A 23,868-nucleotide genomic window follows, 5' to 3' on the forward strand; every position below is an offset into this window, starting at 1 on the left:
CGCCCGTGACGGTGACCAGCGCCCACGCCTGCGCCGATGACCGCGCGAGCGCCCGTGACGGTGACCAGCGCCCACGCCTGCGCCGATGACCGCGCGAGCGCCCGTGACGGTGACCAGCGCCCACGCCTGCGCCGATGACCGCGCGAGCGCCCGTGACGGTGACCGGTGCCGAGGCCTGTGCCCGGGCGGCTGACCGCCAACCGCCGACCGGCGACCTCGCCGGTGCGAGTGCCCGTGACGGTGACTGATGCCCGTGACGGTGACAGGTGGCGGCCTGGTCGACTGGCTGGCGGGGAAGGCGGGGCTCGGCAGATTGCGTCGGGCGCAATCTGCGGTTGGAGACGAGGGCAGGATTCGGAAAGGTCGCCGTTTATTGACTGAGGGAACAAAAGATATCGACGGGTCCGTAAATTCGCCGGGACGAACGTCGTGTGGCGCGCCGATTACTCGACGTGTCCGGCCCGGATATTGCGAATGGAATGGGCGGCTTGCATGGGCCGGGACATTGGAACGAGGTTCTGCTCGAATGTGTCGGGAGGGTTCGCGGTGGATCGTAGGGAGGCTGTGGCTCGGTGTGGGAGTGGGGCGTTATTCGACCGGCAGGGTTCGGGTCGGTGGAGTGCCGGTCTTGGTGTCTTCCGGGCGGGCGTAGATCAGCAGCGATTCGCCGTCGCGGACGATCCGTGGATCGGTCCAGGGTTCGGTCGGGGTTGGGGTGAGCAGCTTTGTCGAGGACCGGTCGGCGTCGTGGAGCAGAACGGATCTGATGCGGCAGCTCAGGGTTCCCATTCCGTACTCCTGTGCCGGATGGTCCTCCGGGCCTGCGGCCTGCACCATGTAGAAACGGTCGTCGAGCCATCGGCCGGAGACGTCGAGGGTCTGTTCCGGGGCGATGCGGGTGCCGTCGATCCAGAGCATCGCGGGCGACGAAATCTCCCACCACAGCACGGCGCGGTGCCGGTCGCCCGCGCTGAACTCGATCGAGGCGTGGCCGTCGCCGAGGTCCAGGTGGAACGAGTCGCAGGCGCCGGGGAGCGGGCCCTCCCGGCGGGTTCGGTCGGCGGGGGCTTCCGCGCGATCCCGGGAGCAGATCTCCGGGCCGCGGCAGGCGCGGTCGATGCGCCGGGTGCAGCCGAGGCCGGCGGCCGCGCAGTCCCGGGGCTGGGCGCGGGACAGCACCTCCACCAACTGGTCCCGGTAGGCGTCCGCGCCCAGGAGGTACCGGTACTCGTCGCTCTCGTTGCGCCGGGTGAACAGCTCCGTGGCGGTGCCGGACCGGCGCAGCCAGTCGCGCCAGTGCTCGTCCGCCCACCGCCATCGCCGGGCGCCGCGCACCTCGATGGGCTCCGGAGGCCGCTGGAGAGCCCGGATGATCTGGTCCGCGCGCGCGGCCTCGCGCCGCCGCCGGATCACCATGCGTGGCTGACGTTCACTCGACCTCCGCGATGATCATGGCGGCTCTGACGTCGACATCATCCCCGCCGATGTCAATTCACCAAAGGCCGACCCGGACGGACGGACCCAGCGGGCACACCACGCACCGGGTCCGGGTCCCCGAGCCGGACCGACCCGAAAGCGCGCGTCCTCGGGCTCTGACTGTGGGTGATGGGCGTCTGTTTTCGGGGGTACCGGGTCGGCTGGGTGTGGTTGGGCGAGTCGGGGTTTGGTGGGGTTGTCCGGTTGGTGGAGTGGGCTCTGACTGTGGGTGAGGGGCGTTTGCTGTCGGGGTCGGCGGGTCGGCTGGGTGTGGTCGGGGTTCGGTGGCGTTATCCGGTTGGCCGAGTGGACCCTGACCCTGGGCCACTCCACCAACCGGACGACGCCAGCGAGCCGCGACCGGGTCGGCCGCGCCCGGCCGGCCCGGTCGCTCTCGGGAGCAGGTGCTTGCTCGTCAGCCGTCGGTGGCCAGGGCGGCGACCGGGCTGACCCGGGACGCCTTTCGGGCGGGCAGTACCCCGGCCAGTGCCGTGAAGGTGACCAGCGCCGCGAAGACCGCGGCCAGTTGCCACACCGGCAGCGACAGCGGCGCGTTCACCCCGAGGGCCTTGATCGACAGCCAGGCGTACGGGACGCCGAGGAGCAGGCCGATGGTGGCGCCGATGACGCCGTACAGGCTGGATTCCGTGGTGAGCATCAGGCGCAGGGCGCCGCGGGACAGGCCGACCGCCCGGAGCAGGCCGGACTCCCGGACCCGTTCCACGACCGAGAGCGCCGTCGTGGTGCCCACGCCGACGACCGCGATCAGGACCGTCAGCCCGATCAGGCCGAGGGCCACCCCGAGCACGCCGTCGAGGACCAGGTTGAGCTGGTCGCGCTGGTCGGCCAGGACGGTGACGCCCATTCCGGTACGGCCCTGCGCGAGCTGCCGCAGCGCCTTCTGCCCGGCGGTGCGGCCCTCCTCGCCGGGGTTCGCCGCGTCGGCGAGCAGGCCCGAGTAGGCGGTCGGCGCGCCGAGGCCGGTGAGGTCGGCCGGGTCGAGCAGCAGGTAGGACTGCAGTGGAGCCGCGTCGGGCAGGGTGGCGACCACCTTCACCTGCGTGGTCTTTCCGGCGGCGGTCAGGGTCGTGGTGTCGCCGACCTTCAGGCCGGTCTCGTCGGCGGCGAAGCCCGAGACGGCGATCCGGCCGGGGCCGATGTCGGCGAGCGAGCCGGCCGAGACGTCGAGCTTGCCGAGCGCCGGCAGGGCCGTCATGGCCAGGTCGGTGGCGGCGAAGCCGAACTCCGTGCCGCCGGCCCGCACGTCGTTCAGCCGCCGGTACGGCGTGACGTGCGCCAGGTCGGTGCTGGCCTTCGCCTGTTCGTACAGGGCGGTGGGCACTGAGGAGTCGGCGGTCAGTTCGAAGTCGGCGGGCACCGACGACGCGAGTTCCCGGTCGGCTAGGACGCGGATCGAGGCGCCGGTCACGACGAGCCCGGCGATCAGGGTGACGCCGAGCGCCACGACCACGGACACCGCGGCGGCGCGCCGGGGTGCGCCGCCGACGCCGCCGACGGCGAGCCGGCCGACCGCGCCGAGGCGCCGCACCGGCCAGCCGACGGTGGCGAGGACGGGCCGTACCAGCACCGGGCCGAGGGCCATCAGGGCGAAGAACGCGAGCGCGCCCGAGACGACGACCATGAGCAGCATCGGCTCCACCTGGTAGTCCTTCTCGTCGCGGCCGGGCAGGCCGGCGATGACGTACGCGGCCGACGCCGCCGCGCCCAGCGCGAACAGCAGGCCGAACGCCCAGCGCGGCACGCCGATGTCGCGGCGCCCGCCGGTGGTGCCGGACGACCGCAGCGCCTCGAGCGGGGAGACCCGGGCGGCCGAGACCGCCGGGGCGAGCACGGCCAGCACGGTGATGGTCACCGACAGCAGGATCACGCCGACGGCGGGCAGCACGGGCCAGCCGGGCGAGGCGACGCTGAGGTCGAGGGCGCGCAGCAGCGGCGGCAGCGCGTGGCCGGCGGCCAGGGCGCCGAGCACGCCGGCGACGCCGGCGACGAGGCCGGTCAGCGCGCCCTCGGCGGCGAGGGCCCGGCTGATCGAGCCGCGCCCGGCGCCGACGGCCCGCAGCAGCGCCAGCTGGCGCATCCGCTGTGCGAAGACGATCCGGAACGTGGACGTGGCGACGAGGCCGGCGGCGACGACGGCGATCGCCACGAACATCGCGACCACGGCGAACAGGGCGTTCAGGTCGGCCGCGGCCCGGTTCGCCTCGGCGGTGCGTACCGCGAGGCCGGTGCGGACCCGGGGGCGTTCGAAGCCCTCGGCCGGGGCCGGGCCGGAGCGTGCGGCCCGTTCCACCGCGGCGCGTACCTCGGCCGCGTCGGCGCCGGGGCGCAGCCGCAGGTCCACCTGGGTGAGCAGGCCGTCGGGGGCGAGGGCGGTGATGGTGCTCTCCGGCGCGTACCCGGTGAAGCCGTAGTCGTCGCGGGCGTCGACCAGGCCGGTGACGGTGAATTTCACCGGCTTGGCCGGGTTGCCCTTGTCGTCCCAGCTCGTGAAGAGGGTGACGGCGGTGCCGACGGGCAGGCCTAGCCGGTCCGCCGTACGGGGGCTGACGGCGATCTCGCCGGGCGCCGCCGGGTACCGGCCCTGGGTGACGTGGGTGACCGCCAGGGGGCCGCTGCCGGGGTCGGCGGTCAGGTTCAGGTACTGCCCGCCGGTCATGCCGGTGGTCTCCGTCCGGCCGACCGCCTCGGCGACGCCGGGCACGGCCTTGATCTTCGCCAGGTGGTCGGCGGTGAGGAAGGGCGTGCCGTCGGGGCGGTCCGGGCCGACGACGAGGTCGGCGGCCGCGGGGGTGCCGCTGAGCCCGTCGAGCATGGTGCGCACGGTGATCTGCTGCGCGAGCACTGTCGCGTAGACCACGAAGGACGCGACGAGCATGGCCAGGCCGGTCAGCAGCAGCCGGGCCGGGCGCCGTGCCACCCCGGTGAGCTGGGTCTGCAGCACGGTCATCGGCGGGCTCCCAGGTCGCGCAGGGCGTCGGCGATCTCGGCGTGGCCGGGCCGGTCCAGGTCGCCGGCGACCGCGCCGTCGGCGAGCAGCACCACCCGGTCGGCGTAGGCGGCCGCGGCGGGGTCGTGGGTGACCATGACGATGGTCTGCCCGAGGTCGCGCACCGAGTTGCGCAGGAAGGTCAGCACCTCGGCGCCGGAGCGCGAGTCCAGGTTGCCGGTCGGTTCGTCGGCGAAGACCACCTCGGGGCGGGAGACGAGCGCGCGGGCCAGGGCGACCCGCTGCTGCTGGCCGCCGGAGAGTTCGCTGGGCCGGTGCGCGAGGCGCCCGGTGATGCCGAGCACGTCGGCGAGGTGCGCGAACAGGCCGCGTTCGGCGCGCCGGCCGGCCAGGTCGAGCGGCAGGGTGATGTTCTGCTCGGCGGTGAGCTGCGGCAGCAGGTTGTACGACTGGAAGACGAACCCGATCCGCTCGCGGCGGACCCGGGTGAGGACCTTGTCGCTCAGGGCTGTGAGGTCGGTGCCGCCCAGCAGGGCCCGGCCCGAGGTGGCCGTGTCCAGGCCGGCGAGGCAGTGCATGAGCGTCGACTTGCCGGAGCCGGACGGGCCCATGATCGCGGTGAACTGTGCCCGGGCGAAGCCGACGGTGACGCCGTCCAGGGCCCGTACGGCGGTGTCGCCGCTGCCGTACACCTTGACCAGGTTGACCGCGGCGACGGCGGTCATGCCGTCGTCCGGACCGGCCGGGGCCGGCGCGACGGCCGGGGACTGCGTTCTCATCAGGAGCCTCCGAGGCGGGGTGAGCGAAACTGGGAGAATCCTGATGGCGCGGGGCCGGCCCGCGCATCGGTCCGCAGCGGGGACAACCGCCCGGCCCGGGTCTGACTTTCGGCCGATGGAGGGGCGTTGACCAGCGGTTACGCTGGGTCACGATGTTGACGCGAAAGAATCTTCTGTTCCACTCCGGCCAGGTCGCCGCCCTGCTGCTGATGGCGGTGCTCGGCCTGATCGACCTGAGCACCCTGGCCAGCGGCGGCAGCATGATCCTGGCGCCGGTGATGATCGTCAGCGCGGTGGCGACCGCGGTGGTCTGGCTGCCCCGGCACCGACAGGGTTCGACGCGTCTGCCGAAGCTCGCGATGCTGCTCGCCGGGTGCTCGCTACTGCTGACGCTCGTGCTCGCCGTGCTCACCGGCGGCGTCGGCGGCAGTTTCGGCCTGGCCGAGGCCGTCGGCCTGCTCGGCATCATGTACGTCGTCGCCCGCCGCGGCGACGCGCAGTGGGCGGTCATCGCCGTGCTGCCGATCGGCATGGCGATCGGCTTCCTGCCGCTGCGCGGCGGCCTGACCGCCGACTACGTCATCGCCGGCCTGGCGCTGGGCCTGGCGGCGACCGCGGTCATCGGCCTCGCCGTCTACCTGCGCACCATCGAGTCGACCCGGCAGCGGGCGATCGATTCCGTACGGGCGGAGCAGCGCGCCGAGTTCGCCCGCGACCTGCACGACTTCATCGCACACCACGTGACCGGCATCGTCGTGCAGGCGCAGGGCGCGCGCTTCGTCGCCGAGCAGGACCCGAAGCGGGTGATGCTCGCGCTCGAGCAGATCGAGGCGGCCGGCGCCGAGACGATGGCGTCGATGCGCCGGATGGTCGGCGTGCTGCGCGACCCGAACGCCCGGCCGGACGCGCCGCTGGCGCCGCTGGCCGGGGTCGACGAGCTCGGGCCGCTGCTCGACCAGTTCGGCGCCTCGGGTGGCGTGCTGGCCCGGCTGCACGTCGACGGGAGCACGGCCGGGATCCCGGTGGAGGTGTCCACGTCGGCGTACCGGGTGGTGATGGAGGCGCTGACGAACATCCGCCGGCATGCCCAGGGCGCGCGGGTCGCCGACGTGTGGGTCCGCCGCACCCCCGACTGGCTGCTGGTCCGGGTGGCGAACGACGGCGCGGCGCCGCGCGCCACCGTGCCGCGGGAGGCGCCGGGGTACGGTCTTGTGGGCCTGACGGAACGGGTCCGCGCGGTCGGCGGGCGCATCTCCGCCGGGCCGGGCATCGACGGAGGCTGGGTGGTCGACGCGGCCCTGCCGCTCGACCAGGAGGTGGCGCGGTGATCCGCGTGATGATCGCCGACGACCAGGCGATGGTGCGCACCGGCTTCGGAATGATCATCGGCGCGCAGCCGGACATGGAGCTGGTCGGCGAGGCCGCGGACGGCGTCGAGGCGGTGGCGATGGCCCGCAGGCTGCGGCCGGACGTGGCGCTCTTCGACATCCGGATGCCCCGGATGGACGGCCTCGAGGCCCTGCGGCTGCTCTCCGGGCCGGGCGTCGCGGACCCGGTCAAGGTGGTCGTGGTGACGACCTTCGACCTCGACGAGTACGTGCATTCGGCGCTGCGCAACGGCGCGGCCGGCTTCCTGCTGAAGGACTCGGGGCCGGCGCTGCTGGTGGAGGCGGTCCGCGCGGCGGTGTCGGGCGACGCGCTGATCAGCCCGTCGATCACCGTACGGCTGCTGGAGCACCTGTCGCCGCCGGCGCCGGCGGGCGACGACGGCGGCCTGTCGCCGCGCGAGCTGGACGTGGTGAAGCTGGCGGCCCGCGGCCTGACCAACGCGGAGATCGCCACCAAGCTCTTCATCTCGGTCGGCACGGTCAAGACCCACCTGGGCAGCGTCCAGACCAAGCTGGGCGCCCGCAACCGGGTGGAGATCGCCGCCTGGGCCTGGGAGCGCCGCCTGGTCGGCTGAGGGTCAGTCGGCGGAGACGTCGACCCAGTAGCGGCGCAGCCGGCCGATCTCCGTCTCGCGGATGTCCTCCAGCACGCCGCCGTTGCGCTCGATCGTGCGGCGAGACGCCTCGTTGGACACGTTGCAGGTGATCAGCACCCGGTCCAGGCCGAGCTTGCCGGCCTGGCGCAGCACCTCGCCGAGCGCGAACGACGCGAGGCCGCGGCGGCGCGCCGACGGGCGTACGCCGTAGCCGATGTGGCCGCCGGCGCGCGCGAGGAAGTCGTTGAGCTCGTGGCGCAGCGCGATCGCGCCCAGCACCTCGCCGTCCTCGACGATCCACCAGTAGGTGCAGTGCACCCAGCCCTCGGACACCGGAACGGCCGGGTCCGACTCGATCAGCAGACGGCGCACCCAGGCGGCGAAGCCGTCCGGGGTGTCGACCTCGTCGCCCGCGCGCAGGCCGGCGCCGTCCTGGTGGGTGTCGCGCCCCCACTCGTCGCGGGACCTCAGCCAGGCGCGGTGCAGGCGCGCGGTGGGTGCGATCAGTTCGGCCACGACGGTGACGATATCCGTCAGCCGGGGAAGGCGGCGCGGGCGTCCCCGGGTTCGAGGCGGTCCAGGATCCGCCGGGCCATCTCGCCGAACCGCTCGAGCTCCTCGGCGGTCAGCGCGTCCAGGATCAGCGCACGGACCGCCGCGACGTGCCCGGGCGCGCTGGCCAGGACCTTCTCCCAGCCGGCCGCGGTGAGCACCGCGTTGGTGTATCGGCCGTCCGACGGGCAGGCCCGGCGCTCGATCCAGCCGCGCTTCTCGAGGCGCTTCACCACGTGTGACAGCCGGGACAGCGAGCCGTTGGCGAGGGCGGCGAGCTCGCTCATCCGGCGGGTGCGCTCCGGCGCCTCGGAGAGGCTCGCGAGCACCAGGTATTCGAAGTGGCTCAGTCCCGAGTCACGCAGCGTCTGCGCGTCCAGGGCGGCCGGCAGCTTGAGGAGCAGGCCGCCGATGGGCAGCCAGGCGTGCAGCTCGCCCGCGCTCAGCCAGCGGGGCGATCCGGCGGGTTCGACGGTCACGCACATCATCGTACTGCGAAATTGAAGCTTCAAGCAGGGGCGGACGGGTGCTTTACGCCGCCAGGGCGAGCATCCGCTGGATCTGACCCTGGCGCTGCCTGGTCATCGTCTCGGCGAGCGCCTTCGCGGGCGGGGACTGCCCGCCGGTCGCCTCCATCCGGGTCACCTCGACGCAGTTGTGCAGGTGCCCGAGGAGCAGGCTGACCGCCGTACGGTCGAAGTCGGCGCCCTTTGCGGCCGTCAGCTCGGCGAGGTCCGCGGGCCGCAGCGAGTGCAGCTCGCCGTGGCCCGCGTGCGCGCCGGCCGCGGGATCCGCGGACGGCGCCTGCTGCCAGCCGGTCAGCCAGCGCCGCATGGTCTCCGCCTCGCCCTGCCACTGGCCCCGCAGCTCGACCGCGAGGGCACGCACCCGCGGGTCGGCGGCGCGCCGCTCGGCCAGCGCCACCACCTGGTCGCCCTGTCCGATGTAGTCGATGCTCATCTGCAGGAACATCACGTCGGTGGCGTTGAAGGCGGGCGGCGGCGGTTCCGCCGGCTCGGCGGAGCAGCCCGCCAGAGCGGCCAGCAGCAGGACGGCGGCGAAGAGGCGGCGCACGATCGAGAACCTCCCGGTGCTTCCAAGCCGGACGGGTCCACGCGCCGGCGGCGGTGGACCCGTCCGATGGTGCGGGGTCAGATCCGGGCCCAGAGGGCCGGAACGTTCGGCGGCTCCCAGCCCGCGAGGGCGGTGTGCGCCTGCAGGCAGCGGTACGAGAGGCCGCCGTAGGTGACGGTGCTGCCGACCGCGTACGCGGTGCCGGCCCGCCAGGTGCCACCGGCCGGCGGCGGCGTCGTGGGCGGGTTGGTCGGCGGGTTGGTCGGCGGCGTCGTCGTCGGCGGGGTGGTCGGCGGGTTGCCGCCGCCACCGCCGATGTTCAGGTCCACGCAGGAGTAGAACGCCATGGCGGTGTCCGCGATGTTCCACCTGGCCAGCAGGGTCTGCCGGCCGCTGAAGCCGCCCATGCTGACCGTGTGGGTCTTGGTGGCGCCGGGCTGCGCGCCGCCGTCGTTGAAGTTGGCGAGCCGGGTGCCGCCGATGAAGTACTCCCAGTTGGTGGTGGCGTGCCGGGCGGTGAGCACCCAGTTGAACGTCACCGACTGGCCGACCGACGCGGCGGGCCAGGCCCGGCTGTTGTCGTTGAGCACGGCGAAGCGGCTGCCTCCGCCGTTGCACTGCATCGAGCCCTTGGGCGCCTCGACGCTCTGCGGCTCGTAGACGATGTCGCCGCAGTTGGCCACCGCGCCCCGGGCGCAGTTGGCCTGGCGGCTGGGCGGCGAGGAGATGTAACCGTGCGCCGAGGCGGGCGCGACGGCGATGAACAACGAGGCGCCGACCGTGGCAACGGTCAGCATCGGCAGGGTGAGTCTTCGTCTCATGAAGCGCTCCTCTTCATGGGGGACGGCAGGCCGGGGTGGGGGCTCCCGGCCTGCCGCGGGCATCGAGATCTTCCGATGGGAAAGCTCCGTCGGCTGTCCGTTCAACATAAGTTAAAGCTTGTTAACAGTAAATAGAGCTAACGAAGTTTTTCGATGTCCCACCAGCCGCGATTGCGTTCCGTACCGATTTGCCTGCGCTGCGCGTTTTGCGGGCGTTGCTACGGTGGTCAATGTGATCTTGAGCCGCCGAGCCCTCGCACTGGCCGCCGCCCTCACCCTGCTGCCGGCCGCCGCCTGCTCCCCCGGCCGGGGCGACGCCGACCGAGGCGACGCCGGGCGGGGCGGTGCGGGCCGGAGTGGCGCGGAGGCCGCGCGGCCGGTCCCGTCCGCGTCGGCGAGCCCGGCGTCCGTGCCGGGCCCGGTTCTCGCGGCCCCCTCGGCGCCGGCCGCGCCGCCGCCGGTCGGCTGGGCGCTGTCCGACATCCCGGTCTTCCCGGCGGCGCCGCCGCCGGTGCCCATCACGCTGCCGGCGTCCGGGGGCGTGCCGTACCTGTCGCGGATACCGACCGATCAGCCGGTCGCGTTCCTCACCATCGACGACGGCTTCATCAGGTCACCCGAGGCGCCCAAGCTGCTCGCGGCCGCGCGCGTGCCGGTCACCCTCTTTCTCACCACCGACGCGATCCGCGACGACGAGCCGTACTTCGCCCGGCTGCAGCAGCACGGCGCGGTGATCGAGGCGCACACGATGACCCACCCCCAGCTGCGGGGCCGGTCCTACGCGTTCCAGCACCGCGAGATCTGCGGCTCGGCCGACCGGCTCGGCGACCTGTACGGGCGGCGCCCGGTGCTGTTCCGCCCCCCGTTCGGCACCCGGGACGCCACCACGCTGCGCGCGGCGCACGACTGCGGCATCGACGCGGCCTTCATGTGGAAGGAGACCGTCCACAAGGGCAAGGTCCGCTACCAGGAGGGCAAGGCGGTCCAGCGCGGCGACATCATCCTGATGCACTTCCGCCCGGCGTTCGTGCGGGACTTCCTGGCCGCCCTGCGCGCGATTCACCGGGCCGGCCTGACCCCGGCCCTGCTGGAGGACTACATCCCGCACCGACCCGGGCGTACGGGCTGAGCGCGCCCCAGCCGGCCAGCTCGCGGACCAGCCAGCTCGGCGCGCGCACCGCCATGCCGCCACCGCGCTGCACCGCGCCGAGGGTCGCCTCGCCCGCGTACCAGCGGACCAGGCCGGCGACGTCCGTGGTGACCTGGCCGTCCTCGGGGTAGCCCGGCGCGCTGACGCAGACCTCGTTGCCGGTGGCGGCCAGGACCAGCCAGAAGCGGTTCGGCGCGCGGTGACCGGTGATGTGGAAGGCGACGACCACCCGCGGCCGCGGCAGCGTGGCCGGGTCGATCATCCTCGACAGGGTCCACAGCGCCAGGTAGGGATCCTGGTCCTCGGGCCGGACCTCGCGCCAGCGCGCGCCCCAGGCGCCCAGCGCCAGGCAGACCCCGGCGAGCTCGCCGCCGCTGACGGTCAGGCCGTACGCGGTGGACCTGCCGGTCTGCGTCCTGCCCACCACGCCGGCGCGCTCGAGCAGGCGCAGCCGCTGCGAGAGCACGCTGCGCGACAGCCCCGGCGCGCCGTCGAGGATCTCGTTGAAGTGGGTGCAGCCGAGCGAGAGGTTCCGGATGATGATCGGCGTCCAGCGCTCGGCGAAGACCTCGGCGGCCAGCGCCAGTGGACAGTACTGCCCGTAGCCTCGCATGCACCCACCCTGCGCCCCCGCGGCCGGGCCGGGGAAGTTCGTTCTTCGAACTTTCGCCCTTGTGCGGGCGGTGGTTGCGTGGCGGCATGACCGAGCAGACCTATGCGTTGTCGGCGCGGGCCGCCGAATTCTACGAGTCGACCTTCGTGCCGGCGCTCTTCGCCGGCTGGGCGCGACGGCTGGTGGACGCCGCCGCGCCCGTACCCGGATCGTCGCTGCTGGATGTCGGGTGCGGCACCGGCATCGTGGCCCGGACCGCCGCCGGCCGGGCCGGGCCCGGCGGCGTCGCCGGGCTGGACCGCAGCGAGGCGATGCTCGCCGTGGCCCGCCGGCTGCGGCCGGACCTGCGCTGGCTGACCGGCGACGCCGGCGTCCTGCCGTTCGGCGACGCCTCATTCGACGTGGTGGCGTCGCAGGCCGCGCTGATGTTCTTCGCCGACCCGGTGGCCGCGCTGCGGGAGATGGGCCGGGTGGCCGGCCCGCGGGGGCGCGTCGTGGTGCAGGTGCCGGGGCGGCTGGCCGCCAGCCCGGGCTACGTCGCGCTGACCGAGGTGGTGGCCCGGCACGCCGGCGCCGCGGCGCTCGACCTGATCGGCGGCTACTTCGGCGCCGGCGAGCCGGACCTCTTCGCCGCGGCCGGCCTGCGCGAGCACCGCCGCGAGACGTGGCTGGACGCGACCCGGATGGACAGCCTCGACACCTTCCTCACGGCCGAGCTGCTGCCGATCGCGGACGGCGTCGACCGGGCCGTGCACGAACGGATCGTGGCCGGCTGCCACGCCGCGATGGCCCCGTTCGTCGACCCGGCCGGCGCGGTCGCCGCCCCGATCGAGGTACGGCTGGTCGTCGCCTCACTCTGAGCGGCGCTGCAGGAACTCGTAGACGTCCTGTGCGTCGACGCCGGGGAAGGTGCCGGGCGGCAGCGCCGCCAGCAGGTGCGAGTGGACCCGGGCGCTGGGCCAGGCCTGCCCGCCCCAGCGCTCGACGAGCTCCGCCGGCGGGCGGCGGCAGCAGTTCGGGTCCGGGCAGCTCGAGACGGTGCGCCGGGTGGTGTCGCCGCCGCGGAACCAGCGGGCGTGCTCGTACGGCGTGCCCACCGTCACCGAGAACTCGCCGGAGCGGGTCGACTCCACGTGCACGGTGCACCAGTACGTGCCGGAGCCGGTGTCGGTGAACTGGTAGAACGACGAGTACGGGTCGTCGGCGCCGAACACCGTGCGCGACGCCCACTTGCGGCAGACGTGCTGGCCCTCGATCGCCCCGGTGACGTCCGTCGGGAAGCGGACGTCGTCGTTCTCGTATGCCTTGTAGACGGTGCCGCTCTCGTGCACCCGGGCGAAGTGGACCGGGATGCCGAAGTGGTGGGTCACCAGGTTGGTGAAGCGGTGCGCGGCCGTCTCGTAGGAGACGCCGAACGCGTCGCGGAAGTCGTCGATGGCCAGGGCCCGGTCCGCCTTGGCCTCGCGCAGGAACTCGGTGGCGAACTTCTCCGGCATCAGCAGCGCCGCCGCGAAGTAGTTCACCTCGACCCGCTGGCGCAGGAAGTCGCGGTAGCCGCCCGGGTCGTTGTGGCCGAGCACGAAGTGGCCGAGGGTCTGCAGCACCACCGCGCGCGGGTCGTGGCCCTTGCCGCTGGCCACCTGCGGCAGGTAGATCCGGCGGTTGCGCAGGTCGGTCACCGAGCGTGCCGAGCCGGGCAGGTCGCTCACGTAGTGCAACGAGAAGCCCAGCTGCGCGGCGATGTCGAGGATGCCGCGCTGCGAGAGCGGGCCGGTGGTGTGCCGCACCGACTGCAGCACCTTCGCCGCGGCCTGCTCGATGTACTCGAAGTAGTTGTCGCGCTCGCGCATCTCGACCCGCAGCTGCTGGTTGGCCCGCCGGGCCACCTCCGGAGTGGCGCTCTGCTCGGTGAGCAGCCGGGTCAGCTCGCGGTGCAGCCCGATCAGCGACTCCAGCGCGTCGGCCGGCAGCCGCCGCCCGCCGCGCACCGTCGGCAGGCCGAGCGCGGCATATGCCTGCTCCCGCTGGAAATGGGCCAGCTCGATCTCGAGCCCGGCGCGCCGGCTCGGCGCCTCCGGTCGCAGCAGATCCTGCATCTGTACGCCCAGAGCGCCGGCGATCGCCTGCAGCACGCTGAGCTTCGGCTCCCGCTTGCCGTTCTCGATCAGCGAGAGCTGCGAGGGCGCGCGGCCGACCGCCGCGCTGAGCTGATCGAGGGTCATGCCGTTGGCGCGGCGCTGGTGCCGCAGGCGCTGCCCGAGCGTCACGAGGTCGACCGTGGCGTCGGAAGGTGAAGCCGTCATAGGTTTTGACGCTAGCAGAAGATTCTCGATTCTTCTCCTCACAAGTGCCTTCTTTAGGGGTTGCGCCCTGCGTGACAGTGAACTTCTTCCACCCAGGCACCAAAGGCACAGCACTGAAGGGCTATTCACATGACTGATCAGCTGACCGAAGTTCGGGGCGGTACCGCAGCGGACCTCACTCGGGCGTGGGCCGGCGATCCCCGTTGGCTCGGCGTGCGCCGCAGCTACACGGCGCAGGATGTCGTCAAGCTTCGCGGCACGGTCCAGGAGCAGCACACCCTCGCCGAGCGGGGCGCCCGCCGGCTCTGGGACCTGCTGCACAACGAGGACTACATCAACGCGCTCGGCGCCATGACCGGCGGCCAGGCCGTGCAGCAGGTCCGGGCCGGGCTCAAGGCGATCTACCTGTCCGGCTGGCAGGTCGCGGCCGACGCGAACCTGTCCGGGCACACCTACCCGGACCAGAGCCTCTACCCGGCGAACTCGGTGCCGGCGGTGGTGCGCCGGATCAACAACGCGCTGCTGCGCGCCGACCAGATCGACAACGCCGCCGGCAAGAACGAGCGTGACTGGCTGGCCCCGATCGTCGCCGACGCCGAGGCCGGCTTCGGCGGCCCGCTCAACGCGTTCGAGCTGATGAAGGCCATGATCGCCGCGGGCGCGGCGGGCGTGCACTGGGAGGACCAGCTCGCCTCGGAGAAGAAGTGCGGCCACCTCGGCGGAAAGGTGCTGATCCCGACGGCCCAGCACATCCGCACGCTGAACGCCGCACGCCTCGCCGCGGACGTGGCCGGGGTGCCCAGCCTGATCATCGCCCGCACCGACGCCCTGGCGGCGGACCTGCTCACCACCGACGTCGACGAGCGCGACCGCCCGTTCCTGACCGGCGAGCGCACGGCCGAGGGCTTCTTCCGGGTGCGCAGCGGCCCGGACGCCGCGATCGCCCGCGGTGTCGCCTACGCCGAGTACGCCGACCTGATCTGGTGCGAGACCGGCAAGCCGGACATGGAGTTCGCCCGCTCCTTCGCCGAGGCCGTGCACAAGGAGCACCCGGGCAAGATGCTCGCGTACAACTGCTCGCCGTCGTTCAACTGGAAGCGCAACCTCGACGACGCCGACATCGCCCGGTTCCAGAAGGAGCTCGGCGCGATGGGCTACAAGTTCCAGTTCGTCACGCTGGCCGGCTTCCACGCCCTCAACCACTCGATGTTCGAGCTGGCCAAGGGCTACGGCGAGACCGGCATGAGCGCGTACGTGAAGCTGCAGGAGGCCGAGTTCGCGGCCGAGGCGAACGGCTACACGGCGACCAAGCACCAGGCTGAGGTCGGCACCGGCTACTTCGACGCCGTCTCGACGGCGCTGAACCCGGAGAGCTCCACCACCGCGCTGTCCGGCTCGACCGAAGCGGAGCAATTCTGATGGAAACTGTCACCGTCGCGGCGTCCGACTACACCGACATCCTCACCCCCGAGGCGATCGAATTCGTCGTGGCGCTGGACCGGGAATTCGGCGCGCGACGGGTCCAGCTCCTGGAGCGCCGCCGGCGCCGCCGGGCGACCCGCACCACGGAGCTGGACTTCCTCGAGTCGACCAAGCACATCCGCATCGACGACACCTGGTCCGTGGCACCCCCCGCCGAGGACCTGACCGACCGGCGGGTGGAGATCACCGGCCCGCCGGAGCGGAAGATGACCATCAACGCGCTGAACTCGGGCGCCAAGGTGTGGATGGCCGACTTCGAGGACGCTACCGCGCCGACCTGGGACAACGTCGTCTCGGGCCAGCGCAACCTGCGGGACGCGCTGGACGGCAAGCTGGACTACACCGCGCCGGACGGGCGGCAGTACCGGGTCGGCGACGAGCTGCCGACCGTCATGGTGCGGCCGCGCGGCTGGCACCTGCCGGAGTGCCACGTGCGCATCGGCGGGCGGGCGGTCTCGGCCTCGCTGTTCGACTTCGGTCTGTACCTGTTCCACTGCGGGCAGAAGCAGATCGACCGCGGTAGCGGCCCGTACTTCTACCTGCCGAAGCTCGAGAGCCACCTCGAGGCGCGGCTGTGGAACGACGTCTTCGTCTTCGCGCAGAACCTGCTGGGTATCCCCCGTGGCACGATCCGCGCGACGGTGCTGATCGAGACGATCACCGCCGCCTTCGAGATGGACGAGATCCTCTACGAGCTGCGCGAGCACTCGGCGGGGCTCAACGCGGGCCGTTGGGACTACCTGTTCAGCATGATCAAAAACCGCCCCGACGTGGTGCTGCCGGAGCGGTCGCAGGTGACGATGACGGCTCCGTTCATGCGGGCGTACACGGAGCTGCTGGTCAAGACCGCCCACCGGCGCGGGGCACACGCGATCGGCGGCATGGCCGCCGTCGTGCCCAGCCGGGACCCGGTGGCCGCGAAGCGGGCGCTGAACCAGGTCCGCCAGGACAAGCGGCGCGAGGTCGGCGACGGCTTCGACGGCTCCTGGGTCGCACACCCCGGCCTGGTCGAGACCTGCAAGGAGGTCTTCGACCAGTGGCTCGGCTTCGAGCCGAACCAGATCGTGCGCAAGCGCGACGACGTCCGGGTCACGGCCAAGGAACTGCTGGACGTGCGGGCCACCGCCGTCACGGTCAGCGAGGTCGCGCTGCGGACCAACGTCAGCGTGGCACTGCGTTACGTGGCGGCCTGGCTCGGCGGGCGCGGCGCGGTCGCGCTCGGTGGCCTGATGGAGGACGCGGCGACCGCCGAGATCTGCCGGACCCAGCTCTGGCAGTGGATCTCGACGGGCACCCCGACCGACTACGGCGTGCCGATCACGGCCGGGCTGGTCACCCGGATGCTGCGCGAGGAACTGGACGTGCTGGCCGAGACCGGCGCCCTGGACGAGGACGCCGCGCGGCGCTTCGGCCAGGCCCGGACGCTGCTGACCGTCCTGCTCTCCGAGCGGACCTGCCCGGAGTTCCTCACCCTGCCGGCGTACCTGCGGCACATGACCGGCGGCAAGCTCGCGCCGGCGGTGGCGGTCTGACGGCTTAGAGACGGAATGGCCCTTCCGAGGCGGCCCGGTGGCGATCTGCCACCGGGCCGTTGCCCGTGTTGACGGACAATGCGAAAGAAGCGGTACGAAGTGCCCGGCGCGCGGGCTCACGGGATGCTGGTGACGTCGGACCCGTTCCAGGCTGGGAGGAAGCGCCGATGTTGCCGCTCAATGCCAAGACCCTGCCGTCCCTGCCGGACGGCCTGCCCACACCCGCCTACGACCGGGGCGCGCTGCGCACCGGGATCGTCCACTTCGGCGTCGGCGGCTTCCACCGGGCACACGAGGCGATGTACCTCGATCGCCTGATGAACGCGGGCGCGGCGCTGGACTGGGCCATCTGCGGCGTCGGCGTCATGCCCGCCGACCGGCGCATGCAGGAGGCGCTCGACGCCCAGGACGGGCTGTACACCCTGGTCGTCAAGGCGCCCGACGGCACGCTCGAGCCGCGGGTGATCGGCTCGATCCGGGAGTACCTCTTCGCGCCGGACGACCCGGAGGCGGTGATCGAGAAGATGGCCTCCCCCGGGGTGCGGATCGTCTCGCTGACCATCACCGAGGGCGGCTACAACATCAACGCGGTCACCGGCGACTTCCTCGCCGACGATCCCGGCGTGCGGCACGACCTGACCCCCGGCGCCGCGCCGCGCACCACGTTCGGCCTGATCACCGCCGCGCTGGCCCGCCGCCGCGAGCGCGGCCTGGACCCGTTCACGATCATGAGCTGCGACAACATCCAGGGCAACGGCCACGTCGCCCGCCGCAGCTTCGTCGCCTTCGCCACCCTGCTCGACCCCGCCCTGGGCGCCTGGGTCCAGGAGCACGTCGCGTTCCCGAACAGCATGGTCGACCGGATCACCCCGGTGACCACCGACGACGACCGCGAGCTGGTCCGCACCCGGTTCGGCGTCGACGACGCGTGGCCGGTGGTCTGCGAGCCGTTCACCCAGTGGGCGCTGGAGGACCGGTTCCCGCTCGGCCGGCCGCCGTGGCAGGACGCGGGCGTGCAGGTCGTCGCCGACGTCGAGCCCTACGAGCTGATGAAGCTGCGCCTGCTCAACGCCAGCCACCAGGCGCTCTGCTACTTCGGCTACCTGGCCGGCTACCGGCTGGTGCACGACGTCGCGCAGGACCCGCTGTTCGCGGACTTCCTGCTGGCGTACATGTACACCGAGGCGACCCCGACGCTGGAGCCGGTGCCCGGCATCGACCTGGACGAGTACCGGCACCAGCTGATCGACCGGTTCTCCAACGCCCGGGTGAAGGACACCGTGGCCCGGCTCTGCGCGGAGAGCTCCGACCGCATCCCGAAGTGGCTGCTGCCGGTGATCCGGCGCAACCTCGAGACCGGCGGCGAGATCCTGCGCGCCACCGCCGTCGTGGCGAGCTGGGCCCGGTACGCCGAGGGCGTCGACGAACAGGGCCGGCCCATCGAGGTGGTGGACCGGCTCCGGGACACCCTGGTGGCCGCGGCGCGGCGCTCGGGCGAGGACCCGCTGGCGTTCATCCGGGACCGGGACCTCTTCGGCGACCTGGTGGACGACGAGCGGTTCGTGTCCGCGTACGCGTCGGTGCTGGCCTCCCTGCACGCCAAGGGCGCCCGGGCCACGCTGGAGGAGCTGGCCGGCACGCCCTAGCCCAGCTGGTCGCGGCGGCGGGTCAGGTAGGCGGTCTCGGCGGTGTTGCCCGCCAGCTCGATGGCCCGGTCGTACGCCGCGCGCGACGGACCGCTGCGGCCCAGCCGGCGCAGCAGGTCCGCGCGGGTCGCGTGGAAGGCGTGATAGCCCGCCAGCCCGGCCTCCAGGCGGTCGACGTTCGCCAGGGCCACCTCGGGGCCGTCCAGCTCCGCGACCGCGATGGCCCGGTTCAGGGCGACGATCGGCGAGGGGTCGAGGCGCAGGAGCTGGTCGTAGAGGGCGACGATCTGCGACCAGTCGGTGTCGCGCACGTCGCGCGCGCTGGTGTGCACGGCGTTGATCGCGGCGAGGAGCTGGTAGCGGCCCGGCGGCTCGCCGGTGGCCAGGCGTTCGCGTACCAGGCGGTGGCCCTCGGCGATCAGGGCCGGGTCCCAGGCGCCGCGGTCCTGTTCGCCGAGGGTGACCAGCTCGCCGCGCGGGGAGACCCGGGCGGCGCGGCGGGCCTCGGTGAGCAGCATCAGCGCCAGCAGGCCGGCCACCTCGCCGTCGCGCGGCAGCAGGGTGCGGATCAGGCGGGTGAGCCGGATCGCCTCGGCGGTCAGGTCCTGGCGTACCGGGTCGGTGCCGGGGCCGGTCGCCAGGTAGCCCTCGTTGAAGACCAGGAAGAGCACCGCGAGCACGCCGGAGACGCGGGCCGGGAGGTCCTGCTCGGACGGCACCCGGTACGGGATGCGGGCGGCCTTGATCTTGGCTTTGGCGCGGGTGATCCGCCGGCCCATAGCGGCCTCGCCCACCAGGAACGCGCGGGCGATCTCGGGCATGGTCAGGCCGCCGACCATGCGCAGGGTCAGCGCCACGCGGGTCTCCATCGCCAGCGCCGGGTGGCAGCAGGTGAAGATCAGCCGGAGCCGTTCGTCGTCGATGGCGCCGGCCGGCTCGGGCGGGGCGTCGTCGTACAGCATCCGAGCCTCCCTCTGCTTGTCGCCGCGCTTGCTCTCGCGCCGGATCCGGTCGATGGCCCGGCGGTTGGCGGCGGTGGTCAGCCAGGCTCCGGGGTTGGGCGGCACGCCGTCGGCCGGCCACCGCTCGACGGCGGTCGCGAACGCCTCGGCCGCGGCCTCCTCGGCGATGTCGAGGTCGCCGAAGCGCCGGGCCAGGGCGGCGACCACCCGCGCCCACTCCTCGCGGTGCGCGCGGGTGACCGCCTCCTCGGTGTCGGCGACGCTCACCGGAACGGTCGCACCTCGACCTTGCGGTTGCAGGCCCTCGAGCCCTCGGCGGCGAGCTTGAGCGCGACGTCGAGGTCGGCGGCCTCGATGATCCAGAAGCCGGCCAGGAACTCCTTCGAATCCACGAACGGGCCGTCGGTGATCAGTTCCGCGCCGCCCCGGTTGTCGATGACGGTGGCCGTGCCGGGCTCGGCGAGGCCGCCGGCGAAGACCCAGTGGCCCTCGGCCACGAGCCGGTCGTTGAACACGTCGATGGCGGCCGCCTCGTCCTGCGTGGCGAGGCCGGGCTCGTCGAAGATCACGGAAACCAGGTACTGCATCGGCTCATCTCCTGTGGTCGTCCGGCGCCCCCGTGGGCGCCGGCACCCCTGCAACGAACGCGCCCGCCCCGATCCGACACCATCCGTTCAGAAACTATCCGGGCCCAAACTGGTACGCAGTTGCGCACTTGTTCGCGGCCCTGCGCACCCGAAAAGATCGACGGTGGCTGGAGCTGCATTCCCCTAACGCGAAGAAGAGGCGAGGGCGATGAGCGCCGAAATCACGGCGATCCCTGCGGACCCGACCGGTGCCCGGACACCGGCAGAATTCGGGCGGCGCCTACGGGCGCTGATCAACGCGCGTCGGCGTTCCGTCGACAGCGTAGCCCGGCGTAGCCGGGAGGCGGGGACACCGATCTCACGCGCCACGGTCTACAACCTCATCTCCGGCACCGGGTCCGCGCGGCGCGACACGCTCGTTGCCTTCCTGCGCGGATGCGGGGTGCCGCCGCGGGAGCAGATCCGGTGGCTCATGACGTTCGACCGGGTGCACGGCCAGTCCGGGCCCGCCGCGGCATCGCACGACGCCCGCGCCGCAGCAGCACGAGCGGCCGGCAACCGGCGACCCGGCCCACTGGGCAGCGCGGCCTGACCACCGCGAACACGGCCCGGCCACCACGAACGCGGCCTGACCGCGGGAACCGGGCCTGACCACGGCGAACCCGGGCCTGACCACGGGAACGCGGCCTGAACACCCGGAACAGAGTCCGGCCGGGGTCAAAGCCCGGCCGGCAACGGCGACCCGGCGGCCGGGCAGCACGATCGGCCACCGCGAAAGCCCCGCCTGGCCACGTCGGCGACCCGGCCCACCGGGCGGTGCGGTCCGGCCACCGCGAAAGCCCGCCCGGCCACGTCGGCGACCCGGCCCACCGGGCGGTGCGGTCCGGCCACCGCGAAAGCCCGCCCGGCCATATCCGCGACCCGACCCGCCGGGCGGTGTGGTCCGGTCACTGGAGTCCCGCCCGGCCGCGTCGGCGGCGCGGTTGACCTGGCACCGGTGGGATCGCCCGGGCCGCCGCCGCTCGCCCGGCCTGACCTCAGCGCCCCTGCCCACTCGGCAGGCCCGGTTCGGGCCGCGCGGAGTCTCAGTCGGCGGTGTGCCGGTGTCGGCCGGCCACCCGGTGGGTGGGCAGGCGGCGGCCCTCGGCGAACTTCTCGATCAGGTTCAGGTCTTCCGGCTGCAGGCCGCGCAGCGGCTTGGGCGCGATCAGCAGCGCCCGGCCCCGCCCGGTCAGCTTGTCGCGCCGCGGGCCCGGCGGCGGCAGGGCGTCGTCGTCGGTCCAGATCAGGCGGCGGCGCTCCTCGACCAGTACCGCCCGGGCCGCCTGCTGCTTGAGCGGCCAGCAGTCCGAGCCGCGGGGCATCGGGTCGGCGTGCAGGGCGCGGCCCAGCTCCGGCAGCCGCCAGAGGCGCTCCAGCGTGTCCGCCTCGGGGCACCAGGTGGTGCACCAGCGGATCTCCACCTTCTCCGCGGCCAGCGCCCGGATGCGGTCCATCAGGGCCGGCGCCCAGCGCAGCACGTACGACGTGCTGTCCTGGCCCGACCACACCTGCGCCCGCCTCGGCGGTCCGCCCCAGCCGGGGCGGACCGTGTTCAGGACGCCGTCGACGTCGAGAAGCCATACCGGCTTCTCGACGTCGATCATGATCGGCAGTCTAGGTCTACGTCTGATCCGCGACGAAGGATGCCACCCAGGACAGGGCCGAGTTCCAGTTGATGGTCAGCTCGTTGGTCGACCACGACTGGATGTCGTCGATGTAGCAGAACTGGCCGACGCAGCCGGTCAGCTTGCTCTGCGCGTACGGGTCCTGGATCGACGAGTTCGCGCCGCCGGCCAGCGAACCGACCGGCGGGTTCGGCAGGGCCGGATCGAGCTGGTGCGAGTACCAGCGGCTGTGCTGGTTCTGCGAGCTGACCTCGCCGTACCCGGTCACGTAGGACATGTTGAGCGCGTTGCGGCCGAACAGGTAGTCCATGCCCTCGAGCACGCCGTCGCGGTACCGGTCGCGGCCGGTGAGGTCGTACGCGCCCGCGACCACCACCAGGTTGTTGAGCAGCAGGCTGTTCGAGCCCCAGTCCCACATGTTGTTCGCCGGCGCGTACGCGACGCCGTACGGGTGCCCGGCCTGTACCGCCAGGTACCTGTCCGCGCCGCGGACGATCGACGCGCGGACCGCCGCCCGCCCGGGCAGCCGGTTGGGAAGCAGGGCGAGGTCGAGGCGGCCGGCCGCGGCCGTGTTGGCCCAGTCGAACGCGCCGGGGCCGAAGATGTCGGCGGTGTGCACGGGCGAGGCCAGCACGGCGTCGGCGTACCGCTTCTCCCCCGTGGTCAGGTACAGCTCGGCCGCCGCCCAGTAGAAGTCGTCGTCGACCTTGCTGTCGTTGTACGCGCCGCCGCCGACCCCGTCGGACTCGGGCGCGTAGCGCGCGGGCTCGGCCAGCGCGGCCGCGTACGCGGTCCGGGCCGCCGCGAGGGCCCGCTTGGCGAACGCGGGGTCGTAGCGCTGGTAGACGCGGGCGGCCTGCGCGGCGGTGGCGGCCAGGTTCAGGGTCGCCGCGGTCGAGACCGGGTGCAGCTCGCGCGGCTGCGGGTCGAGGTGCGGCAGCAGCGGCAGCCCGGTCCAGTTGGCGTCGTGGATCTTGTGGTGCACCATGCCGGCGAGCGGCTTGCCGGCCGGCACCCGCATGCTCAGCATGAACTCCAGTTCCCAGCGGGCCTCGTCGAGGATGTCCGGCACCCGGTTGCCGCTCTCCGGGACGGCCAGCGTGCCGTCGCGGAGCCGGCCCGGTTCGGTGGTGCGCTCGAACTGGTTGAGCAGCTGCCAGGTGGAGATGCCGCCGTTGACGACGTACTTGCCGTGGTCGCCGGCGTCGTACCAGCCGCCGATGACGTTCAGGGTGTAGTCGCAGACGCCGGGCTGGCAGGGCACCGCGCCGTCGCCGAGGTTCGGCGCGACGTCGACGTGGCCGGCCGGGCGGGCGTAGCCGGGACGCAGGTCGCCGCGGATCTCGACGCCGCTGCGCTGCGGGTAGTAGAACTTCAGGGCGTCCAGGCGCAGCCGCTCGTAGGCGGCGGCGTCGATGTCGAACGGCCGGCTCGTCTCGCCGTCGGCGACCAGCGTGTAGCCGGTGCCGCGCCCGCGGTAGCCGCCGAAGTCGATCGAGTGCACGTTCTGGCCCGAGGAGACGTCGACGCCGCGCGGCGCCGTGTGCCCGCGCGCCACCGTCGCGCCGGCGGCGTTCCTGAGCTGCCAGCCCAGCCGGGTCGTCGCCTCGGTGACCAGCGTGGCCTTCTTCGGGCCGCGCGGCAGGTAGGCGACCTGGTTGACCCGGACCCGCGGCCCGGTGTCGGGCACGTAGACGTCCGGCGGCACGCCGCCGACCAGGGAGACGTCGTCGAGGCAGAGGCCCCAGGCGGTGGCGCTGCCGCCGACCTGGAGCGCGACCTGCGCCTGCGCGGTGGTCACGGCCGAGGTGAAGGTGAACGAGTAGGTGTCGCCCGCGACGGTCAGCACCGGCGAGGACTCGAAGTAGGTGTCGTACGGCGCGACGGAGAGCCCGACGATCGCCCGGGCGATGTGCCCGTCCGGGTCGCCGGACGCGGTGAACGAGTAGCGGTAGGACTCGCCGGCGACGAGGTCGATGTCGTTCTGGCCGACGGCGGCGTCCCAGCGGTTGGTGGTGCCGCCGGGTACGTCCACGCAGGCGCGGCCGTCGCGCAGGGTTATCGGCATGCCCGCGGTGGACCACCACGGGTCGGTGCCGGACGTGAAGCCACCGTTGACGACCTGCTCGACCTCGTCGGCGGCGGCCGCGGACGCCGGCCCCACCACGGTGAGTGTCGCGGTCAGCAGGACGGCGGCGCCAAGGGCTCGAATCACGGGAGGGTCTCCTTGGGAGCGCTTCCATTGACTGGTGAGCATATGGTCGTGCGCCTG

Annotated in this window: 20 protein-coding genes and 1 pseudogene; 8 read left to right on the plus strand and 13 right to left on the minus strand. The window is 73.0% G+C overall.

The window, feature by feature from the left end:
• Positions 1–588: 588 nt before the first annotated feature.
• The 3 genes from ACIBSW_RS07950 to ACIBSW_RS07960 form a co-directional block, all read right to left on the minus strand.
• Positions 589–1,416, minus strand: a complete 828-nt coding sequence (locus ACIBSW_RS07950) for a hypothetical protein (RefSeq protein ID WP_354728527.1) — start codon at positions 1,414–1,416, stop codon at positions 589–591.
• Positions 1,417–1,891: 475 nt separating this feature from the next.
• Positions 1,892–4,444, minus strand: a complete 2,553-nt coding sequence (locus ACIBSW_RS07955; protein WP_354728529.1) for an FtsX-like permease family protein — start codon at positions 4,442–4,444, stop codon at positions 1,892–1,894.
• Positions 4,441–5,223 carry an ABC transporter ATP-binding protein gene (locus ACIBSW_RS07960; protein WP_404799273.1) on the minus strand — a complete coding sequence of 261 codons (783 nt, stop codon included), beginning with the start codon at positions 5,221–5,223 and terminating at the stop codon, positions 4,441–4,443. Before ACIBSW_RS07960 ends, ACIBSW_RS07955 begins: the two co-directional genes overlap by 4 nt.
• 152 nt (positions 5,224–5,375) lie before the next feature.
• On the opposite strand from ACIBSW_RS07960, the gene ACIBSW_RS07965 reads away from it, so the two are divergent.
• Positions 5,376–6,551, plus strand: coding sequence for a histidine kinase (locus ACIBSW_RS07965; RefSeq protein WP_354728531.1), 1,176 nt, complete (start codon positions 5,376–5,378; stop codon positions 6,549–6,551).
• Positions 6,548–7,186, plus strand: coding sequence for a response regulator transcription factor (locus ACIBSW_RS07970; protein WP_354728533.1), 639 nt, complete (start codon positions 6,548–6,550; stop codon positions 7,184–7,186). The genes ACIBSW_RS07965 and ACIBSW_RS07970 overlap by 4 nt, the downstream gene beginning before the upstream one ends.
• A 3-nt stretch (positions 7,187–7,189) precedes the next feature.
• Here the strand turns inward: ACIBSW_RS07970 and ACIBSW_RS07975 are convergent, their stop codons facing one another.
• The 4 genes from ACIBSW_RS07975 to ACIBSW_RS07990 all read right to left on the minus strand — a co-directional run bounded on the left by ACIBSW_RS07975 (position 7,190) and on the right by ACIBSW_RS07990 (position 9,654).
• A complete protein-coding gene (locus tag ACIBSW_RS07975; RefSeq protein WP_354728534.1) occupies positions 7,190–7,723 on the minus strand; it encodes a GNAT family N-acetyltransferase in 534 nt (177 codons plus the stop codon).
• 17 nt (positions 7,724–7,740) lie between these two features.
• Complete coding sequence (locus tag ACIBSW_RS07980; RefSeq protein ID WP_354728536.1) at positions 7,741–8,244, minus strand: MarR family transcriptional regulator; 504 nt, start codon at positions 8,242–8,244, stop codon at positions 7,741–7,743.
• Positions 8,245–8,290: 46 nt separating this feature from the next.
• Positions 8,291–8,833 carry a DUF305 domain-containing protein gene (locus ACIBSW_RS07985; protein ID WP_354728538.1) on the minus strand — a complete coding sequence of 181 codons (543 nt, stop codon included), beginning with the start codon at positions 8,831–8,833 and terminating at the stop codon, positions 8,291–8,293.
• Positions 8,834–8,910: 77 nt separating this feature from the next.
• Complete coding sequence (locus ACIBSW_RS07990; protein ID WP_354728540.1) at positions 8,911–9,654, minus strand: lytic polysaccharide monooxygenase; 744 nt, start codon at positions 9,652–9,654, stop codon at positions 8,911–8,913.
• 232 nt (positions 9,655–9,886) lie between these two features.
• Here ACIBSW_RS07990 and ACIBSW_RS07995 point away from each other — a divergent pair, with 232 nt between their 5' ends.
• Complete coding sequence (locus ACIBSW_RS07995; protein ID WP_354728542.1) at positions 9,887–10,783, plus strand: polysaccharide deacetylase family protein; 897 nt, start codon at positions 9,887–9,889, stop codon at positions 10,781–10,783.
• Positions 10,784–11,129: 346 nt separating this feature from the next.
• Here ACIBSW_RS07995 and ACIBSW_RS08000 read toward each other — a convergent pair.
• A pseudogene (locus ACIBSW_RS08000) lies at positions 11,130–11,417 on the minus strand (winged helix-turn-helix transcriptional regulator); the annotation flags it as partial.
• 86 nt (positions 11,418–11,503) lie between these two features.
• Here ACIBSW_RS08000 and ACIBSW_RS08005 point away from each other — a divergent pair.
• Positions 11,504–12,277 carry a methyltransferase domain-containing protein gene (locus ACIBSW_RS08005; protein ID WP_354728544.1) on the plus strand — a complete coding sequence of 258 codons (774 nt, stop codon included), beginning with the start codon at positions 11,504–11,506 and terminating at the stop codon, positions 12,275–12,277.
• Here ACIBSW_RS08005 and ACIBSW_RS08010 read toward each other — a convergent pair.
• Positions 12,269–13,720: an XRE family transcriptional regulator gene (locus ACIBSW_RS08010; protein WP_354728546.1), complete on the minus strand. Its 1,452-nt coding sequence runs from the start codon at positions 13,718–13,720 to the stop codon at positions 12,269–12,271. The two genes, ACIBSW_RS08005 and ACIBSW_RS08010, sit on opposite strands and share 9 nt — an antisense overlap.
• A 141-nt stretch (positions 13,721–13,861) precedes the next feature.
• On the opposite strand from ACIBSW_RS08010, the gene aceA reads away from it, so the two are divergent.
• The 3 genes from aceA (at position 13,862) to ACIBSW_RS08025 (ending at position 18,380) form a co-directional block, all read left to right on the plus strand.
• The gene (gene aceA / locus ACIBSW_RS08015; protein WP_377885239.1) at positions 13,862–15,139 is read left to right on the plus strand and encodes an isocitrate lyase; all 1,278 of its coding nucleotides are present in this window, start codon (positions 13,862–13,864) and stop codon (positions 15,137–15,139) included.
• Entirely contained in the window at positions 15,139–16,734 is a 1,596-nt protein-coding gene (aceB, locus tag ACIBSW_RS08020) for a malate synthase A (RefSeq protein WP_354728548.1), read from the plus strand. The genes aceA and aceB overlap by 1 nt, the downstream gene beginning before the upstream one ends.
• A 167-nt stretch (positions 16,735–16,901) precedes the next feature.
• A complete protein-coding gene (locus tag ACIBSW_RS08025) occupies positions 16,902–18,380 on the plus strand; it encodes a mannitol dehydrogenase family protein (protein WP_354728550.1) in 1,479 nt (492 codons plus the stop codon).
• Here the strand turns inward: ACIBSW_RS08025 and ACIBSW_RS08030 are convergent.
• Both ACIBSW_RS08030 and ACIBSW_RS08035 read right to left on the minus strand, forming a co-directional pair.
• Complete coding sequence (locus ACIBSW_RS08030; RefSeq protein WP_354728552.1) at positions 18,377–19,609, minus strand: DUF6596 domain-containing protein; 1,233 nt, start codon at positions 19,607–19,609, stop codon at positions 18,377–18,379. The two genes, ACIBSW_RS08025 and ACIBSW_RS08030, sit on opposite strands and share 4 nt — an antisense overlap.
• Entirely contained in the window at positions 19,606–19,929 is a 324-nt protein-coding gene (locus ACIBSW_RS08035) for a YciI family protein (RefSeq protein WP_354728554.1), read from the minus strand. Before ACIBSW_RS08035 ends, ACIBSW_RS08030 begins: the two co-directional genes overlap by 4 nt.
• 208 nt (positions 19,930–20,137) lie before the next feature.
• Here ACIBSW_RS08035 and ACIBSW_RS08040 point away from each other — a divergent pair, with 208 nt between their 5' ends.
• Positions 20,138–20,521, plus strand: coding sequence for a helix-turn-helix transcriptional regulator (locus tag ACIBSW_RS08040; protein ID WP_354728556.1), 384 nt, complete (start codon positions 20,138–20,140; stop codon positions 20,519–20,521).
• Positions 20,522–21,014: 493 nt separating this feature from the next.
• On the opposite strand, the gene ACIBSW_RS08045 is transcribed toward ACIBSW_RS08040, so the two are convergent.
• Both ACIBSW_RS08045 and ACIBSW_RS08050 read right to left on the minus strand, forming a co-directional pair.
• Complete coding sequence (locus ACIBSW_RS08045; protein WP_404799274.1) at positions 21,015–21,575, minus strand: HAD domain-containing protein; 561 nt, start codon at positions 21,573–21,575, stop codon at positions 21,015–21,017.
• 16 nt (positions 21,576–21,591) lie between these two features.
• Positions 21,592–23,853: a glycoside hydrolase family 9 protein gene (locus tag ACIBSW_RS08050; protein WP_354729228.1), complete on the minus strand. Its 2,262-nt coding sequence runs from the start codon at positions 23,851–23,853 to the stop codon at positions 21,592–21,594.
• Positions 23,854–23,868 lie beyond the last annotated feature (15 nt).

It is taken from the genome of Actinoplanes sp. NPDC049668 (genome assembly GCF_044465445.1).
GTDB lineage: Bacteria > Actinomycetota > Actinomycetes > Mycobacteriales > Micromonosporaceae > Actinoplanes.

Bases quoted from the DNA above. Each gene is read 5' to 3' on its own strand.
- ACIBSW_RS08025 (WP_354728550.1), top strand. From the start codon at position 16,902: ATGTTGCCGCTCAATGCCAAGACCCTGCCGTCCCTGCCGGACGGCCTG.
- ACIBSW_RS07980 (WP_354728536.1), bottom strand. From the start codon at position 8,244: ATGTGCGTGACCGTCGAACCCGCCGGATCGCCCCGCTGGCTGAGCGCG.
- ACIBSW_RS07950 (WP_354728527.1), bottom strand. From the start codon at position 1,416: ATGGTGATCCGGCGGCGGCGCGAGGCCGCGCGCGCGGACCAGATCATC.
- ACIBSW_RS08040 (WP_354728556.1), top strand. From the start codon at position 20,138: ATGAGCGCCGAAATCACGGCGATCCCTGCGGACCCGACCGGTGCCCGG.
- ACIBSW_RS08050 (WP_354729228.1), bottom strand. From the start codon at position 23,853: ATGCTCACCAGTCAATGGAAGCGCTCCCAAGGAGACCCTCCCGTGATT.
- ACIBSW_RS08005 (WP_354728544.1), top strand. From the start codon at position 11,504: ATGACCGAGCAGACCTATGCGTTGTCGGCGCGGGCCGCCGAATTCTAC.
- ACIBSW_RS07955 (WP_354728529.1), bottom strand. From the start codon at position 4,444: ATGACCGTGCTGCAGACCCAGCTCACCGGGGTGGCACGGCGCCCGGCC.
- aceB (WP_354728548.1), top strand. From the start codon at position 15,139: ATGGAAACTGTCACCGTCGCGGCGTCCGACTACACCGACATCCTCACC.
- ACIBSW_RS08010 (WP_354728546.1), bottom strand. From the start codon at position 13,720: ATGACGGCTTCACCTTCCGACGCCACGGTCGACCTCGTGACGCTCGGG.
- ACIBSW_RS07960 (WP_404799273.1), bottom strand. From the start codon at position 5,223: ATGAGAACGCAGTCCCCGGCCGTCGCGCCGGCCCCGGCCGGTCCGGAC.
- ACIBSW_RS08035 (WP_354728554.1), bottom strand. From the start codon at position 19,929: ATGCAGTACCTGGTTTCCGTGATCTTCGACGAGCCCGGCCTCGCCACG.
- ACIBSW_RS07965 (WP_354728531.1), top strand. From the start codon at position 5,376: ATGTTGACGCGAAAGAATCTTCTGTTCCACTCCGGCCAGGTCGCCGCC.
- ACIBSW_RS08045 (WP_404799274.1), bottom strand. From the start codon at position 21,575: ATGATCGACGTCGAGAAGCCGGTATGGCTTCTCGACGTCGACGGCGTC.
- ACIBSW_RS07990 (WP_354728540.1), bottom strand. From the start codon at position 9,654: ATGAGACGAAGACTCACCCTGCCGATGCTGACCGTTGCCACGGTCGGC.